Source organism: Herpetosiphon geysericola (assembly GCF_001306135.1).
Classification (GTDB): domain Bacteria; phylum Chloroflexota; class Chloroflexia; order Chloroflexales; family Herpetosiphonaceae; genus Herpetosiphon; species Herpetosiphon geysericola.
The window spans coordinates 88,430-105,370 of record NZ_LGKP01000032.1 but is presented as its reverse complement, the minus strand read 5'-3'; the positions used below and the strand labels follow the sequence as shown (position 1 = coordinate 105,370).

Below are 16,941 nucleotides of genomic sequence, written 5' to 3'. Positions count from 1 at the left end.
CAAACAAGCCCTGTTGAGTAGCATCAACGGGGCTTGTTCGTTAATCCCAATCATCATCGTGATCAGGGTCGTGGTAGAGCGGGCGCGGCGGGGCAATCGAGCTCATATAATCTTGCAAGATTAAAATTGCCGCTAGTTCATCGACGTGATCGCGATGTTTGCTTTTTTTGATGCCCATCGCTTCGAGCGAGCGCTCAGCCTCAACGCTGGTAAACCGCTCATCATACAAGGTGATGGGAATATTGGTGCGTTTTTGCAGACCACGCATAAAGGCTTGCACCGCCTTGGCCTGAGTGCCAACCTCGCCACGCAAGGTTAACGGCAGCCCAATCACCAACTCAACCACTTCATTATCAGCAATCATTTGTAAAAGCTGAGCATAGGCTTTATCGCTTGGTTGCGCGGGCAACGTCGGCTGGCCGCTGGCGATAATCCGCTCGGGATCACACATTGCCACGCCAATACGTTTATTGCCAACATCCAAGGCGATAATACGGCCACGGCTGGGTCGCTCGCTCATTCTTGCACCTGAACATTGATTTCGGCAGGGTCGATTGGCAGGCGCTCCACCTCGGGCACGGAAACAATATCGCCAATCAAGCCACTTTCGCGCAAGGCTTGCAATTGCACCATGGCCTCTGCTGGGGTTAGGCCTTTGATACTTTCGGCAATCTTCAGCTTGGTACTATCGGGCAAGCCAAGATTGGTTTTTGGCGCAACTTCAACCGTTGCCAACAACAAACTCGCGCCCGAATCATCGAGCCGAACTTCGCTTTTGACGATGCTGCTAGTATCGGTGCTGAACGATGGATCTTTGATCCGCAAGGCATTTGGCAAGGCTCGATTTAGTTGTTCGGCAAAATTGCCACGCACCGCCAAGCCCTGAAAATTTGCGGTTACAATCAACTCAAAATCGCCATCGGTGCCAGCTACTGGGCGGGTCTGCACATCATATAAGCTTGGGTCTTGGGTCAAATCATCGACATTGGGCAAGAAATTTACATCAGCAAGCACTTCGCCTTCTTGCAGCACAGTTTGCATTTGGGCAGGGATTGCACTGCGAAATTGGGCTACAGCTTGGGGCAACAGTGGCAGCCAATCTGCTTCAGTTGGCAATTTTAACAGGGCAGTCGTGCCGCCTTGAACTGGCTCAGAATTGATCGCAAACAGTGCGCCTTCGTAGCCTTCAATCGTCCAAATAACATCGCCGCTGGCTGGCATGTTGTAGCGAGTGCCACCAGCGCTGGCCACAATTTGGATTGATCCAACCCCGTTGGTCACGCCAGTAATGCTGCTGCTCGCTTCGGGAATCGTCGCCTCGCCTTGGGTCAAGAAAATAATTTCTTCGCCAGCAGCGTTGAGCACCTTAACCCGCGTATTTGGCGGAATCGGATAGGCTTGGGTATTGCGATTATAAACTTCGAGACGGCCACTAGCAGCTTGATCTGGCTGCTCAGTTGCGGTTATGACCGTGCCACGCACTGGCACCGAAATTGGCACCGTAATCAAACGGCCTTGAATTGCCGCTGAGCTTGGCTCGCTAATTGGGTCTGCTTGATAGTTGAGCCGCACATCTTCGTAGGTTTGGCCACCCAAACTTGGGGCTGGCCGCACCAAAATCGTAACCCCACTCGCAACCTTATTGCCAAACAAAAACCATAACAAGACAGCAATCGCAATCGCCGCCAGAATCAGCATGCCCCACAACGGATAATTGCGTTTTGGCGCGTTTTGTTGCTTGAGTTCGGCCTTTTCGTCGGCGCGCTTTTGTTCAGATCGTGCGCGGCGGGCTTTGGCATCTTGGCGCTGCATGTCATCGCTGGTTAATTCAATATCTTCTGGGCGAATGCGCGGGCGAGCTGGGGGTGCAGTAGCAGTAGCAGTAGCGGTATCACCGCTGAGCGTATCCGAGAAATCGTTGAAGCCATCAAAATCCCAGTTGTCGTTGCCACGAGCTTGCTCATGTTGGCGCAAGCCAGTTTCGCCAGCAGTTGAAGCCACCGAAAGGCTATCCAAGGCATCAGCCCAATCGTCAATTTCACTGCGTGGCTGTTGGGGCGCAGGCTTGGGAATTGGTTGGCTTGCAATTGGCTTGCTTACGCTCGAGCTGGTTTGCAAACGGTCGGTCGTCGAAGCTGTGGGCAAACCTTCCAGCGAAGCCAAGAAATCTTCTTCGGGGCTAACAGGAGCAACTGGCTGGGCTGGAGCTGCGGCAGCTGGCGCAGGCTTGCTGGCTACTACGCTTGGCTCAATTTCTACCACCATCATCTGGCAGGTCAAAGCAGCTTTGACAACTTTGGGATCGCTGGTATAGAGCGTCAGTTCGATACCTTCGCGGTTGGCAGTTTCGCGCAATCGATCGCAGGTTTTACGGCTTTGTAACGAAATCGAACCTTCGGGCATGAAGATATCAACATGCTCTGCTTTGGCATTACGCACCTGCTGAAGAATACTATCGATTGAATCAGCAAGGGCAATGGTGATCAGTTCAGTTTTGCCAGTTGTCATTGGGTTGCCCCCAAAGCTTTCAGAATGAACACACGTCGAATATTGTGGTATTTGGTAGAATCTCGGCTTTATTGTACAACGATCTGCTACCGCTGAGGACAACACCACAGTTTGTTGCCTCATTGGGCGATTGGGGTAGGCTAAGAGCGTTCCCTCAACTCCAACACCTCTCTTACAAGTGTAGGTTTTAACAACCGATTGAGATCACCACCCTTCCGTCCCGCCAGCGGGAGACGCAGGGGGCTTTAATCCCCCTGCACCCCCTCAAGGACATGTTAAGGGTCGCAAGCATCCACTGATGAACCTGTGAATTCGTGATGCTCAGCAGAAACCTACCCTTGCAGAGCCTCGTTCCCGCTTAGTGAGGGCGAGGCTGGGGAATTTCCGGCTACAGCAAACTGCTGGCTTCAGCCAAAGCTTGATCAAGCGCAGCTGCATCGCGACCGCCTGCCTGAGCAAAATCGGCGCGGCCACCACCGCCACCACCAACTTTGGCGGCCAAGGCTTTGACCAAATTGCCAGCATGGCGACCAGCTTTAACTTGGTCGGCGGTTGCTGCTGCGAGCAACAACGGCTTGCCATCGATGACCGTGCCAAGAATGACGACACCGCTGCCAAGTTTATCGCGTAGTTGCTCACCAAGTCGGCGGAAGCTATCAGCGTCGCTGGCTTCAACCCGTGCCACAACCAATGGCGTGCCTGCTTGCTCAGTTTTTTGGGCTAGTAAGCTATCGACTTGACCAGCAGCTAATTCGCCACGCAAGCGTTCGATTTCGTCGCGGCGGGCTTTTTGGTCGAGCAACAAGGCATCGAGTTTTTCTTCAACTTTGCCAGGCTGCGCACCAAGTTTCTCGCCCAAGGTACGAATTAATTGGGCTTGTTGGCTGACCCATTCGGCAGCGGCGCGACCAGTGACGGCCTCGATTCGGCGCACGCCTGAGGCCACCGAGCCTTCGCTGACGATTTTGAAAAAGCCAATTTCGCCAGTGCGGGCAACGTGAACGCCGCCACACAGCTCGCGTGAGCAAACCGGAGCTTCGCTGTTGACGTGCACATGATCGCTGCTATCGCCACAACCAACGGTCACGACGCGCACAACATCGCCATATTTCTCGCCAAACAAGGCCATTGCACCCAATTCGCGGGCTTGTGGCAGAGCCATTTCTGCTGCCTCAACCTTGCTATCAGCGCGAATCCAAGCGTTTACTTGGTCTTCGATTTGCTGCAGTTGGTCGCTGCTCAAGCCTTTTTGGTTGTTGAAGTCGAAGCGCAAGCGCTCTGGCGCAACCAACGAGCCTTTTTGCTCTGCATGATCGCCCAAGCTGTCGCGCAATGCGCGGTGCAACAAGTGGGTGGCGGTGTGATTACGCACAATATCGCGGCGACGAGCTGCATCAACCGTGACGGTTACTTGCTCGCCAAGGCTCACGCTGCCTTCGCTCACCCGCCCACGATGGACAAACACGCCAGGCACAGGCTTTTGCACATCGTCGATCACAATTTTGCCATGTGGCCCAACCAACAGGCCGCTATCGCCCATTTGGCCGCCACTTTCGGCGTAACATGGCGTGCGATCAAGCACAAAAGCGACTTCTTGGCCACGTTGGACGGTGCCAAGTTCTTCGCCATCAAATTCTAGCGCCAGCACATGGCCCCAGCTTTCTAGCTCGTGATAGCCAGTGAAGCTGGTTGGGGCCAAATTGCGCTCTGCCCAGCGCTCGGTAACTGCGCCTTTTTTGAATTGGGCAGCTCCGCGGCCACGAGCGCGTTGCGCTTCAAGCTCAGCCTCATAGCCTGCCAAGTCAACTGTCAAGCCACGTTCGGCCACAATTCGTTCGGTCAAGTCGAGCGGAAAGCCGTAGGTATCGTAGAGCTTGAAGGCATCAGCCCCGCTAAATACTGCTTTATCTGCTTGATTTGGCAACATTGCTTCGAGTTGGCGCAAACCGCCAGCCAAGGTTTTGTTGAAGCGTTCTTCTTCGCCAGTCACTACCTCGGCAATGTAGCTTTGTTTGCTGCGCAACTCTGGGTAGGCATCGCCCATCATATCGATCACCGTAGTGATCGTTTCGGCCAAGAATGGCGCTTTGAAGCCGATGGTTTGGCCAAAATAGGCGGCGCGGCGCACCAAACGGCGCAGCACATACGAACGGCCTTCGTTGCCAGGCCGCAAGCCGTCGGCAATCATAAAAGCGATCGAGCGGCTATGGTCGGCCACCACGTGATAGGCCGAGCTATTCGCTTGATAATGTTCGCTGCCAGTGCCCAGCAATTCCATCACCGTGTGAATAATTGGGGTAAACAAGTCGGTTTCATACGAGCGAAACACGCCTTGTTTGACGATTGCCAAGCGTTCGAGGCTCATTCCAGTGTCGATTGATGGCTTGGGCAGCGGAGTCAATACGCCGTTTTCATCACGGTTGTATTGCATAAACACCAAGTTCCAAATTTCCATGTAGGTGTCGTCTTCGGAGTTGACTCCTTCTGGCACTTGGTTATCAGGATCGTCGCCAATGTAATAATGAATTTCTGAGCATGGTCCGCGTGGCCCAACATCGCCGGCAGACCACAGATTATCTTTGGCATCGAAGCGCAAAATCCGCTCAGCAGGCATATAGGCCAGCCATAAATCGTGGGCTTCTTCGTCGGCAGGAATCTGATCATCGCCTTCGTAAATGCTGACCCACATGCGTTTGGGATCAAGCCCAATTTCTTGGGTCAGAAACTCCCATGCAAAACGAATTGCATCTTTTTTGAAATAATCGCCAAACGAAAAATTGCCCAGCATTTCAAAAAAGGTATGGTGGCGCGGCGATGGCCCAACATTTTCGAGGTCGTTTTGCTTGCCAGAGATGCGCAAGCATTTTTGCGACGAAACTGCGCGGCTGTAAGGGCGGCTTTCGCGGCCCAAAAAGACATCGTTAAACTGAACCATCCCAGCCACTGTAAACAACAGGGTGGGATTATCGGCAGGAATCAGCGAGCTACTTGGCACGACGGCGTGCCCTTGCCGCGCAAAGTAGTCTAAGAAACGCTGCCGTAGCTCTGAACCTTTCATTTGGGAACCTCAAGATATTAAGAACATAGAACAAAGAGCATAGAACAAAGCCAATTATTGTGCTCAAACCATTAATGTTCTATGTTCTATGCTCTGTGCTCTCACGATTATACACGATGCTGATGGGCTATTTGCGTTCAGCGCAGGTCTAATTCAAACAAACTATAGGCTTCGTTGGTATCGTGCCAGTTGAGTTGGGCAATTAATTGGGCTTGACGACTACCACGCCACATTGGAGTCAGCAGCTCTTGGCATTCGGGCAGAGTGCGAGCATGGGCCAAAAGCGTAGCTTGGGCGGTAGCATCGCCTTCGATATGGGCAATAAAGCCATCTGGCTGGCAAATCATCCAGCCGCTGCGATCAGACAGCACATACAGTTCTTGGCTAGCAGTACGGCGTTCAAGCTCAGCTTGATCAAGGTTGCGCACCGTCCACTGATACACATAGCGCCCGCCATGATCGTGCAAATTCTGGGCTTGGCTCAGATCGATCAAGCTTGCATCGGCCACAACATTGGCCGGAGCAGCAGCAAGATCGTTCAAGCCATACCATTCAATAAAGCCAACATTGGCAAAATTGAGCTTTTCGGCCATCGAATGCATACGATGATTGCTCCGCTCGGTCATATAGCCGATGGTGTGCGCGCCCCAACTTTTGGCCCATGCGATCGCATATTCGACCAACTCGCGCCCCAAGCCTTGGCCTTGCAATTCTGGATGAATCCGTAAGCCACCAAACCAAGCTTGGGTTGGCGAAAGCACCCGCAGGCGCAGCACAACCACCGGTTCTTGCCAGCCAGCAATCTCGCCAACATACAAATGACCTTGGGGCAACCAATAATCCCACACATCGCCAAGATAATCTGGTTGACCATTCCAGAGGGTATTGCACCAAACCACAATCGGCTCGCGATCGGCGCTGGTAGCTGGGCGCAGGCTGAGTCTATTTGAGTTCGTCGTCGTCGTAGGCATGTAAATCATCAAACTCTATATCATCGAGATCGACAGCACTGCCGTCGTTATCGAAATCATCAAGGTCAAAGCCAATCCCAGCCAAGCCCGAATCTTCTTCGAGGCCGCTGGTTAGGGTATGCAACGCCCGTTGCAAGGTTGTCGCATTTTCGGCGGCAAAATACGAGAGACTATTGGCATTCAAACGGGCCTGCTGGCCATCATCAAGCGGGCTAGCGCCAAGCAAAAGCACGGGCATGGAAGCGATGGTTTTGCCGTAGGTGCTCAAAAAGCGTTCAAGCTCGCGCTCGGCAAAAATCGATTGCTCTTCGCTTTCAAGGTCTAGCAGCAGAATCACGCCATCGGTATTATGCAAAACGTGCTGGCGGTCGGCGGCAGTTGAGCCAGCAGAACGCAAGGCATGCAGCATGTAGACGGGCTTAATATCGCCGAGGCTAGCATTTGCAGGCCGGTAACGAGCTACGAGGGTTGGTTCGTCCGTTGGCGGGCTATCCCAGGTTACTTCGCGTTCAGCGAGCGGAATGGCTGTAACCAATTGGGCGGCTAGTTTCACTGCATTGCGGGTAGGTGGGCCAAACAGCACGACCTTGCAATGCCATTCGTTTGTCTCATGATTGAGCCGTGACATAGCTCCTCCGAAATTCCACTGCAAAAACGATGGGCAGTCGCAACGATTATAGCATTGTCTCGCAGCTTAGCGCTAGCTTTTCATCCTCGCTACGTTTCCTAAGTTGCTCCTTTCAACGAGGTTTTTATCTAACATTGATGATCACTACCCTTCCGTCCCGCCTCAAGGCGGGAGACACAGGGGGCTTTAATCCCCCTGTACCCCCTCAAGGACAATCGGTGGGTGGGCAGGAAATCTTTGATGAACTAGCGGAAGAATGGTTCGATGCGGAACCCACAAACGCAGCACGATGATGATGACAAAGCAACAAGTAAAAAAGTTGCTCGCCGCGTGGGAAGGGGAACTTAAAACCCCTGCCCAACCACAGTTGCACAGGGGCTTGTTCAGGCTTATCAAGCACAATTTAGGGCAAAGCATTCAAGGCATTGCGCACCAAATCTTGGTTTGCGCTAAAAACAATCACAAATTCTTGGCCACTGCCTTTTACTCCAACATGCACATCATCATCGCTGCGGTTTGGATCTCCAGCCCGTAGCAGCAAATCGCCATTTGGGTTAAGCGTACCGTTGAATAAACTCAAAAATTCATCGCCATCAGTGGCGGTATCCCAGCGTAATGTCCATTGCAATACTGGCGTGAAATCACTGGTATGTTCATACAGGGTCATACGACCGCCACCAATTCCTGCTGCTGCAGCGTCTATATCGCCAGCAGTCGCGGTATAGTTGAGCAACGATTTAACGTCAAACTCGCCAACCGTGTTGGTCATCGCGGTCGTCCAATCTGTGCCAAGCACTGGCAAGAGATCAAATTGATTGGGCAAGCTTGGGTTATCGCGGGTCGCGCTCAAATATTTTTCAGGGTGCAAAATCTGCTCGGTCGAGGTTGGTGGGTCTTGCAAGGCCTTGGTCACTGCCTCCCAACCGCCTGCTGCATAGACTTTCTCAACAAAGGTCAAGCCATCTTCGTAGGGAAACACCAAACCATCGCGCAAGACACCTGGTACTTTTTCCAAAATGTCGCTGCTGTCTTGTTGTTCTTGCAAGGTGCGCAACAAATCTTGCAATTGCTCAGGCGACATACGCGGCACTAAATCGGTTTGCAGCCAATCGCTCATTAATTTGGTTGCATCACCTTCAACCAACGAACGAAACGCTAATGAGCGGTCTGCATCAAATTCGCCAACTTTCAAGCCATCTTGCAAGTTGATCAATTGATCTTGTAAGTTGTGATTAAATTCATGCGCGTAAGTAATTTGATCTGCTGCTGGAAAATTATTATTTTCAGCAATAATATAAAAGGTATCAGTTTCTGGGTCGTAGAAGCCGCCAATTTGTTCAGTTTGCAAATCGATATACAATTGCTGCAAATCAATATCTTTTTCGGCTAAGCCAAGCATCCACATTTGGCTGGTTTCATGGCGAAAATCTTCTGGGGTATTTTCGGTTTCCATTTCTTTGACAATGTAATCGCGCAATTCATCGCGGGTCAGCATGCGCCGAGTCACAGGCCGTTCTTCAGGCAAGCCGCGCAAGGCAATCACTTCTTGCTCAATTTGCTTCATCACTTCAACAATTTCGGCTGGTGGCTCAACGCCGCCTGGGCCAGTTGGGGTTGGAGCAGCAGGGTCAACGGTTGGAGTCGGGCCAGCCTCGGGGATGACAGTTGGCTCCAGCGCTGGGCTGGTTGGTTCGGCCACACTGGTCGGCGGATTATTGAGCCGCTCTTGTAAATCGGTAACTTGATCTTGCAGCTGGCGATTTTTATCTTGCACCTCATCAGCAGCAGTAACTTGATCTTTCAATTTGCCAAATTCGGCTTGGGTCGTGGCATCGCGCGAGATAAGCGTACCTCGTTCAACCCACAGCCAACCGCTAGCGCCGAGTGCCACCAGCAGCAACGCCACTAGCCCAATTATTGCAACACGTGTTCGATTCATGGATATTCCTTCAAAACTAGGCCGAGATCTCTCAAACGTGTACTGAGCATATCACAGCTTTGGCCGCTTGGAAGTGAAAAAGTGGTGAGCAGTTGCCGCTGATTTGCCTATTGCGTGTACAATCAATAGAGCGCGATTCACTCACAATGAGGTTCTTATGGAAAGTATTAGCGTTTTTTTAGTCGATGATCATCTGGTTGTCCGCCAAGGCTTGCGTGATTTTCTCGAACTCCAAGACGATATTGAGGTTGTTGGCGATTCAGGTATGCCTGTCGAAGCAGTTGGCCAAATTAAGCAACTGTTACCAGATGTGGTGATTATGGACTTGGTGATGCCCGAAATTGATGGCGTGGAAGCTACCCGTCGGGTCAAGGCCGTTAGCCCAAGCACTCAAGTTATCGTCTTAACGTCGTTCTCCGACGATGAAAAAGTCTTTCCTGCAATCAAAGCAGGCGCGATCTCATATTTGTTGAAAGATGTTAGTCCGCTGGAATTAGCCCGCGCCGTGCGTTCAGCCAAACGTGGCGAGGCCGTCTTGCACCCAGAGGTTGCTGCCAAATTGATGCAAGAGTTCTCAACGCCTCGCAACAATGATCCCGATGCAGAAGCGCTGACCGAGCGCGAAATGGATGTGCTGCGCTTGATCGCCCGGGGCCATTCCAACCGTGAAATTGCCGATTCGCTGATCATCAGTGAAAAAACTGTTAAAACCCACGTTAGCAATATTTTGTCGAAATTGCATTTGGCGGATCGCACGCAGGCGGCGATTTATGCCCTACGCCAACGCCTTGTGCCAATGGACGATCCCTTACCCGGGCGTTAATTTTGCTAAGCCGCCGCTCAACTGAGTGGCGGTTTTACGTTTTAGCGCGCGTTTAAGTAATTTTCTGCACATCCCACACCAGCTTACTCCAACGACTATAAACGATCCGATAGCGTTCACCTTTGCGCATGTGCATGTAATGCTGTTGATTAACAAATGTTTTGCCAAGTTGTTGAAATTTCGCCGTATAGCGATTCCCCAGTGGGCTACTTCTGCGATCAAAACCAATACAGATATCAATCGATGATTCCAGCTTGCCTGTGATTAAATCGATGAGCTGAAATGCAGTTTGAATAATCAACATCCAAAGCATAAACAGAAAAAGCACTTGAACTAGATTGCTAAAGCTAAAAGAACCTGCGATTAGCTGTTCGATCGAACCTCTTGCAAAAAATGCAACAATCACCCCAAGTCCTAAATTCATCAACATCATTTTAATAATCTCTTTGCGTTGATTCAACGATAATCGAGATTGTGCTGCCAAATATTCAGTATTTTTTAAATCTTCTACTTCTTGCGTATTTAATAATTGATCAATAGCTGCTTGATTTGACTCAAGTTTAATGTTCCAAAGCTTTTTACTTTTTGGGCTATACATTATTCGATAAAATGATTGTAATTGAGCATTTGCATACAACTCACTATCAATTTGAAAATCACCTAGGCGCTTAAAAAAAGCCACGTAAATCCGATAGTCTTTCCTAATATACATCCGTTCAATTTTAAGCAACTGATCTGTTTCAACATACACAACATCGTTAATAAAATCATATAAATGTTTATTTAAAGCTATAGCTGCAACAATCAAGCCAATAATGATCAACAATGGAATCAACGTAAAATTTCTAGCTAAAACAAGTGTACATATTCCAATAATTGGCACTGTTATCACTAAAAATGGAAACAGCGCTTTGGTTAGATGATACCTGCTTTGTTTGCTGGTCATGGCCATGCTTGGAGCCTGCGTTGGAGCAGCTGTTGCAGGCTTTAATAGGGTGTTTCTTGGCAAGCCTGGCCCACCACATTTGGGGCAACGAGTTTCGCCTGATGGAAATTTGATATAACAGCGTGGGCAATACATAATATTGATCCTTAAAGTGCATTCAAATGATAATTATTTTGAATCGATTAATTGCGCATACCACAACTTGCGCGTCCATAGGCTATAGCTAAGATGATACTGCTGATTTTCAATCAAATACATATATTGTTGCTCATTTATCATTAATCGATTAGTATTTTCAAAGTGTGCATAATAACGTGTTTTTCCTCGTCTATAAGTGAATTTTACGCGGATCAAGCGGGTATTATCAATTTCAATTGGATTTGAAATTAAATCTAATCCAATTAAAATGACTTCTTTTAGGTAAAATACAGTAAACATAACCATCCCAAGCATAAAACCAAAAGCCATTATACTTATACTAGCCATATCGATACTTGAATTAATAAGTATATATATCGGAAACAATGAGGTTAGCATAAGATTTTTGATTAACATTGAAAATAATTCTTTTCGCTGAGCAAAATTTAACTTTTTTGATTGAGCTATTGCATTTTCCTGAGCATTTGGTTGTGTATGAGCAATAGTATTAGATTTTTGTTCAGTTTGAAGTTCTATATTCCAAGCAATTTTACTTCGCGGGCTATAAATCAACTGATACGTTGCACCTACTGTAGCTGCCTCACACATAGCATTATCAATCGTTAATCGGCCAATACCATGAAAGAAGCCAAAACAGATCCTAGCACCCACATCAAAACGATCAACTTTAAGCAGTTGCGCTGATTTAACCGAAGCAGTACCATCAAGCAATTCGTGCAAACTACTATTGGTGTAGATTCCAATACAAATAATGCCTATACCAAGCAAAAACCATAGCCAATTAAATTGCAATGGCAAAAGAATGCCAAAAATAATGCTACTGGGTATTGCTAGAAACAATAATCCCATAACACTACTAAACAACAGCTTCGACTTTTGTGATCCAGTTAGACTAACTGTTTTGGGTTGGACTGAATTGGCTTTTAATGGTGTATTTCTGGGCAAGCCTGGCCCACCACATTTGGGGCAACGGCGCTCACCAGACGGAAATTTGATATAACACTTTGGGCAATACATGACATTCATCATTTCTCTCATGGCTCAGTTTATTTTGTAGTTGGATGCAGCAAGCGGCCTACGAGCGCACTTAACAGTCGCCCAAGCACAATAATTGCAAGCGTCTCGCCAAGCGCCCAAAAGAAAGTGGGATCAATAGCCTCCAACGTGGGATTAAAAATATTCAGCGTAGGCGAACGAAAGAGATACCAAAAGGCCACAAAAAGAATAAGATAGAGCATCGTAGACCAATTTTCGCGTTCGGGCGCACGTTGAGCATCTAATGACTGCTTAGGAATCGCTTGATGGATTGTCCATAAACGTTTGGAGAAGCGGCTATAACTGATCTGATATATCGCTCCCTTGACTAGCAATCTATACGTTGTCCAGTCTATATCGAGTCTGCCAACGCGCTCAAATCGAGCCTTATAGATGCTATTTCTGCTGCTGTGCGATTTCGAGCCTAGTCGATCGACGGCGACTTGAGCAACGCCACTCAGCAAATCAAGCAAATAGCCCATCAAATACCAGCCAACCCAACCAAAGAATACAAGTTTGAAAAAGCCAGGAATCGTCTCAGCTAGCTCGATGCGCAGCACGAACCACGCAACCGCGATCAGCATGGTCAAATGAAATATGCTGCTCTCCAAAAGTAAGCTCTTTTGATCACTCGTAAGCCGAATAGTCGTTGGCGCAAAGGTTTCAAGCCATGCAAGTTCTGCTTTTGTAGGTTCATGCGCTGGCTCGGCCTCTGGCTCCCAAAGTGGTTCGGACATCGGTTCAGTTCGCTGGTAGGCATTGGCCATGGGAAATTCGCCAAAGAGTGGAGTAGCAATCGAACGCCGAGTTCGCTGATTGCAAATTGGGCATGGCTGACTCGCAGTTGCCAGCGGTGTATTACAAATTGGGCAGTTCATAAATAGTTGCCTTTCATTGTTTGCGGGCTTTGCTACGCCAAAGATCGATGGCTAATCGGCCTAGCTTACCCACCAAATACAAACCTAAAATTCCCATCAGCAGCCAAAATGGCCAGCTATCGTCGTTCAAAAACCACCAACAAAAAAGGAACACTATTGACCAAGGAATCAGACCAACCAAAAAGAATTGCCACGCTTGTTTGGCAGTTAATGGCCGCGAACCAGGCGGTGCAACCACCAGCTGCAATAATTGGTTGTCGATGACTGCGCCACACGTATCACAATTGCCAGCAGCGCTCGTGAGGGTCGCATTACATTCTGGGCATTGCATCGTGATTCCTATTCTGCTGCACTATCAACGTGAGCTGTATCCAATGATCCATCAAAATGAGCCATCAACCTGCACCATATCCAATAAACGTTGGGAAGCTTTTCCATAACTCAATCTATAGAGCGCACCTGGAATAGCGGCATAATGATCATTCGCGCTAATATTGACTCGGCCAAGCTGTTCGAAATAGCCATAGTAATGGGCTTTTGATTGTTGATGCTTGAAACGATAACGTTGAGTTTCGATTAAGCGATCAATATAGACTTCAGCCACACCATTGAAGAAATCCAGTAAGTGGGCAACGAGCATCCAACCTGCCGCGAGGCCAAGGATTCCCACAAATGCCAAAATAAACCCAAAATCGCCAAGCTTAATTAAATAGCCAACAATCAGCATTGCCACAAATAGCGCCGCCAAACTCGCCAAGGCAATCAGAAGGTGTTTGTTCTTTTGGGCGCGCGTCAATGGCATGATCGTTGGCTCAAGATTATGGTCAGTGGGAATGCTGATGTAGCGACCACTTGGCAAGCGAACACTCTCGCCACCAGGATGGGTAGCTAAATGCGCAACTGCAGCCTCATCAAGTTGGACATAAAACGGAAAACCACATTCGACACAGCGACTACGGTCGGGAACAAGCTTTTGACACTTCGGGCATTTCATAACCAGTCCTCTCTGCTTCTTTCAATTAGGAAAAGACCATTATCGACTATCAACCTGCACTACATCTAATAAATGGTGGGAAGCTTTAGCATAACTCAATCTATAGAGCGTACCTGGAATCGCGGCATAATGATCATTGACACTAATAGATACTCGGCCAAGCTGCTCGAAATAACCAAAGTAATAGATTCTTCTGCGTTCATACCTTGCACAATAACGTTCGGTTTCGATTAAGCGGTCAACATAGACTTCAGCCTCGCCGTTAAAGAAATCGATCAAGTGGGCAATCATCTGCCAGCTCAATGCTAAGCCAAAAATCACCACAAATACCCAGATAAAGCCGATATCAACAGCCAAACTTAAATAGCCAATCACCATCAGCGTGATTACAATCAGTACCAGAAACAAGAGTGCCATCAAAAGGTGTTTATTCTTTTGGGCGTGCGTCAATGGCATAATCATTGGCACAAGATTGTGGTCTTCGGGAATGCTGATAAAGCGGCCACTTGGCAAGCGAATACTCTTGCCATCAGGATGAGTCGCTAAATGCAAAACCTTAGCCTCATCAAGTTGGGCATAAAACGGAAAGCTACATGCGCCACAGCGACTACGGTCGGGAACAATCGTTTGACACTTCGGACATTTCATAACCATTCCTCTCTGCTTCTTTCACTAGTTCGGCATGGGTTAGCCAACTTGTTGCATCGCCCACAAGCTTTTGCTACGGGCGCTATAGGTCACTTGATAAATTGCGCCTTGCAAGGCAGTATCGTAATTTTGGCGACCAATATTCAGCCGACCAATGCGTTCAAAATGGCCATAGTAATTGCGACTATTTTTGTTTTTAACAATTTGGGTTTTGGTTAAGCGATCAACTTGAACCAAGGCAACGCCACTGAAAAAATCAATCAACTTGGTAATAGCTTGCCAACCAAAAATCAAACTTAGCACGCCAATAAAAATCCAGACAAAGCTTAATTCGCCAGTCATCGGGGCGCGGCTAACATACAAAATCCCGATTGTAATAACGATCAATGGAATGATCGCGCCAAACAACAGTTTGGCTTTTTGGCCGCCCGTCAAGGGCACACTGGTGGGCATGGCATTCCCCATCATTGTGGCGTTTGGCGGCGCGGCAACGCTTTGCATTGGCGATTGATCCCAGGTTGAGGCAGGTTCGGCAGCTGGCTGCTCCCAAGTATTTAATGCTTGGGTTGCTTGATTCCAAGCAGCATCAGCAGGCGCACTTGGCTCCCAAGCTGTTGCCGCTGGCTTACTTGGCTCCCAAACGCCAGCATCATTTTGTTGATCGCGGCCCCAAGCATTGGCGGTTGGTGATTGGCCAAATGCTGCTGAGGCGGTCGAAGCAGGGGGCGTGCGTAACGGCCAATCGCAGCGTGGGCAGGTGGTACTGCTATTTGCAACATTACTATAGCAATTTGGGCATTTCATCTGGATAGTCCTCCAATAGTAGTGTACGTCAAGAATCAGCATGGGTTGCGTTCGTCGGGCAAGCGTACTCGATCACCCACTGATGGGCTAGATCAGACCAGTACTTCAGCCTCAGCTCGCTGCTTGACAGCGGCTAACTGGATTGTTATAATGCCACCGTTATCGATAACGGGATCGATAACGGGATCGATAACGAGGTCGGTACCACCTCTAAACCCCTCCCTAGCTTACCGTTCCAATGTAAATGCTTCAATGTTCGTAACCTGTCTTCGTTGGGTGCGCCATTTAAGCGCAGCAACCCTAGCTGTGGCACAACTTAAGCCACCGCCCACGAAAACTTACTCCAAGGAAGGACATGACGATGAAGTCTCCTCGCGCGAAGTTCATGCTGGTTTTGATGGTGCTGATGACAATGGTTTTGGCAAGCTGTGGCGAAGCCGCAACCCCAACGCCTGCAGCAACCGATGGCGGCACAACCAACAGCGGTGGCACAACCGCTAACGCTGATAACAGCAAATACACCATTGGGATCTCAATGCCCACCAAATCATCTGCTCGTTGGATCGCCGACGGCGACAATATGGTGAAGTATTTCCAAGAAAAAGGCTTCAAAACCGATCTTCAATACGCTGAAGACGATATTCCAACCCAACTTTCGCAAATTGAAAACATGGTCACCAAAGGGGTCAATGTTTTGGTGATTGCGGCAATCGACGGCGAAACCCTCTCAGATGTTCTGCAAAGTGCTAAAGATAAGAAAATTCTGGTTATCGCCTACGACCGCTTGATCAAAAAGACGCCTAACGTCGATTACTACGCAACCTTCGATAACTTCAAGGTTGGGGTCTTGCAAGCCCAATCGATCGAAACCAAACTTGGCTTGAAAGAAGGCAAAGGCCCCTTCAATATCGAGTTGTTCGGTGGCTCATCGGATGATAACAACGCCTTCTTCTTCTACGATGGCGCAATGTCGGTCTTGCAACCCTACATCGATAGCGGCAAGTTGGTGGTTGTCAGTGGCCAAACGGGCATGGACAAAGTCGCTACCTTGCGCTGGGACGGGGCAACCGCTCAATCACGCATGGACAACATTTTGAGCGCTTTCTACGGCGACAAACGAGTTGATGCAGTGCTTTCACCATACGACGGGATTAGCATTGGGATCATCTCATCGCTCAAGGGTGTTGGCTACGGCAGCGCCGACCAACCAATGCCAGTTGTTTCAGGCCAAGATGCTGAAGTTCCTTCGGTCAAGTCAATCATCGCTGGCGAACAAAGCTCAACCATCTTCAAAGATACCCGCGAATTGGCAAAATCAGTCGTTGGTATGGTCGAAGCCTCATTGTCAGGCAAAGAAGTAGCGGTCAATGACACCACCACCTACAACAACGGGGTCAAAGTTGTGCCGTCACAATTGCTGGTTCCGGTCGTTGTTGATGTAACCAACTGGGAAAAAGTGTTGATCGACAGTGGTTACTACAAAAAAGAAGACATAACCAAATAGTTCTGGCAGCAGGTCTGAGTGTGAGCATGGCTTATGCTTAGGCCTG

The 16,941-nt window shown here is 48.9% G+C and carries 15 protein-coding genes; 2 read left to right on the top strand and 13 right to left on the bottom strand.

The features are described from left to right. Window positions 1–40 precede the first annotated feature (40 nt). From ruvX to SE18_RS20240, 6 genes are all read right to left on the bottom strand, one after another. Window positions 41–520, bottom strand: a complete 480-nt coding sequence (gene ruvX / locus SE18_RS20265) for a Holliday junction resolvase RuvX (RefSeq protein WP_054536294.1) — start codon at window positions 518–520, stop codon at window positions 41–43. Beyond that, window positions 517–2,508: a hypothetical protein gene (locus tag SE18_RS20260; RefSeq protein ID WP_054536293.1), complete on the bottom strand. Its 1,992-nt coding sequence runs from the start codon at window positions 2,506–2,508 to the stop codon at window positions 517–519. The genes ruvX and SE18_RS20260 overlap by 4 nt, the downstream gene beginning before the upstream one ends. 388 nt (window positions 2,509–2,896) lie before the next feature. Beyond that, entirely contained in the window at window positions 2,897–5,566 is a 2,670-nt protein-coding gene (gene alaS / locus SE18_RS20255) for an alanine--tRNA ligase (protein WP_054536292.1), read from the bottom strand. A gap of 137 nt (window positions 5,567–5,703) precedes the next feature. Further along, on the bottom strand, window positions 5,704–6,537 hold the full coding sequence (locus tag SE18_RS20250) for a GNAT family N-acetyltransferase (RefSeq protein ID WP_054536291.1): 834 nt from the start codon (window positions 6,535–6,537) through the stop codon (window positions 5,704–5,706). After that, complete coding sequence (locus tag SE18_RS20245; protein WP_054536290.1) at window positions 6,509–7,165, bottom strand: hypothetical protein; 657 nt, start codon at window positions 7,163–7,165, stop codon at window positions 6,509–6,511. The genes SE18_RS20250 and SE18_RS20245 overlap by 29 nt, the downstream gene beginning before the upstream one ends. 403 nt (window positions 7,166–7,568) lie before the next feature. After that, on the bottom strand, window positions 7,569–9,104 hold the full coding sequence (locus SE18_RS20240) for a hypothetical protein (protein ID WP_054536289.1): 1,536 nt from the start codon (window positions 9,102–9,104) through the stop codon (window positions 7,569–7,571). Window positions 9,105–9,261: 157 nt separating this feature from the next. On the opposite strand from SE18_RS20240, the gene SE18_RS20235 reads away from it, so the two are divergent. After that, window positions 9,262–9,927 carry a response regulator gene (locus SE18_RS20235; protein WP_054536288.1) on the top strand — a complete coding sequence of 222 codons (666 nt, stop codon included), beginning with the start codon at window positions 9,262–9,264 and terminating at the stop codon, window positions 9,925–9,927. A 52-nt stretch (window positions 9,928–9,979) separates the two neighbouring features. Here the strand turns inward: SE18_RS20235 and SE18_RS20230 are convergent, their stop codons facing one another. Genes SE18_RS20230 through SE18_RS20200 form a run of 7 tightly spaced genes read right to left on the bottom strand, consistent with a single transcriptional unit; the run spans window position 9,980 to window position 15,391 of the window. After that, window positions 9,980–11,008 carry a hypothetical protein gene (locus tag SE18_RS20230; protein WP_054536287.1) on the bottom strand — a complete coding sequence of 343 codons (1,029 nt, stop codon included), beginning with the start codon at window positions 11,006–11,008 and terminating at the stop codon, window positions 9,980–9,982. Between the two features lie 33 nt (window positions 11,009–11,041). Further along, window positions 11,042–12,049: a hypothetical protein gene (locus SE18_RS20225; RefSeq protein WP_152976700.1), complete on the bottom strand. Its 1,008-nt coding sequence runs from the start codon at window positions 12,047–12,049 to the stop codon at window positions 11,042–11,044. A gap of 29 nt (window positions 12,050–12,078) precedes the next feature. Next, window positions 12,079–12,945 carry a hypothetical protein gene (locus SE18_RS20220; RefSeq protein WP_054536285.1) on the bottom strand — a complete coding sequence of 289 codons (867 nt, stop codon included), beginning with the start codon at window positions 12,943–12,945 and terminating at the stop codon, window positions 12,079–12,081. A 13-nt stretch (window positions 12,946–12,958) separates the two neighbouring features. Beyond that, complete coding sequence (locus SE18_RS20215; protein WP_054536284.1) at window positions 12,959–13,276, bottom strand: hypothetical protein; 318 nt, start codon at window positions 13,274–13,276, stop codon at window positions 12,959–12,961. A 51-nt stretch (window positions 13,277–13,327) separates the two neighbouring features. Next, the gene (locus tag SE18_RS20210) at window positions 13,328–13,939 is read right to left on the bottom strand and encodes a hypothetical protein (protein WP_054536283.1); all 612 of its coding nucleotides are present in this window, start codon (window positions 13,937–13,939) and stop codon (window positions 13,328–13,330) included. A gap of 39 nt (window positions 13,940–13,978) precedes the next feature. Further along, the gene (locus tag SE18_RS20205) at window positions 13,979–14,587 is read right to left on the bottom strand and encodes a hypothetical protein (protein WP_054536282.1); all 609 of its coding nucleotides are present in this window, start codon (window positions 14,585–14,587) and stop codon (window positions 13,979–13,981) included. 39 nt (window positions 14,588–14,626) lie between these two features. After that, complete coding sequence (locus tag SE18_RS20200) at window positions 14,627–15,391, bottom strand: hypothetical protein (RefSeq protein ID WP_054536281.1); 765 nt, start codon at window positions 15,389–15,391, stop codon at window positions 14,627–14,629. Between the two features lie 355 nt (window positions 15,392–15,746). On the opposite strand from SE18_RS20200, the gene chvE reads away from it, so the two are divergent. Next, complete coding sequence (gene chvE, locus SE18_RS20195; protein WP_201783517.1) at window positions 15,747–16,895, top strand: multiple monosaccharide ABC transporter substrate-binding protein; 1,149 nt, start codon at window positions 15,747–15,749, stop codon at window positions 16,893–16,895. The last annotated feature ends 46 nt before the right edge of the window (window positions 16,896–16,941 follow it).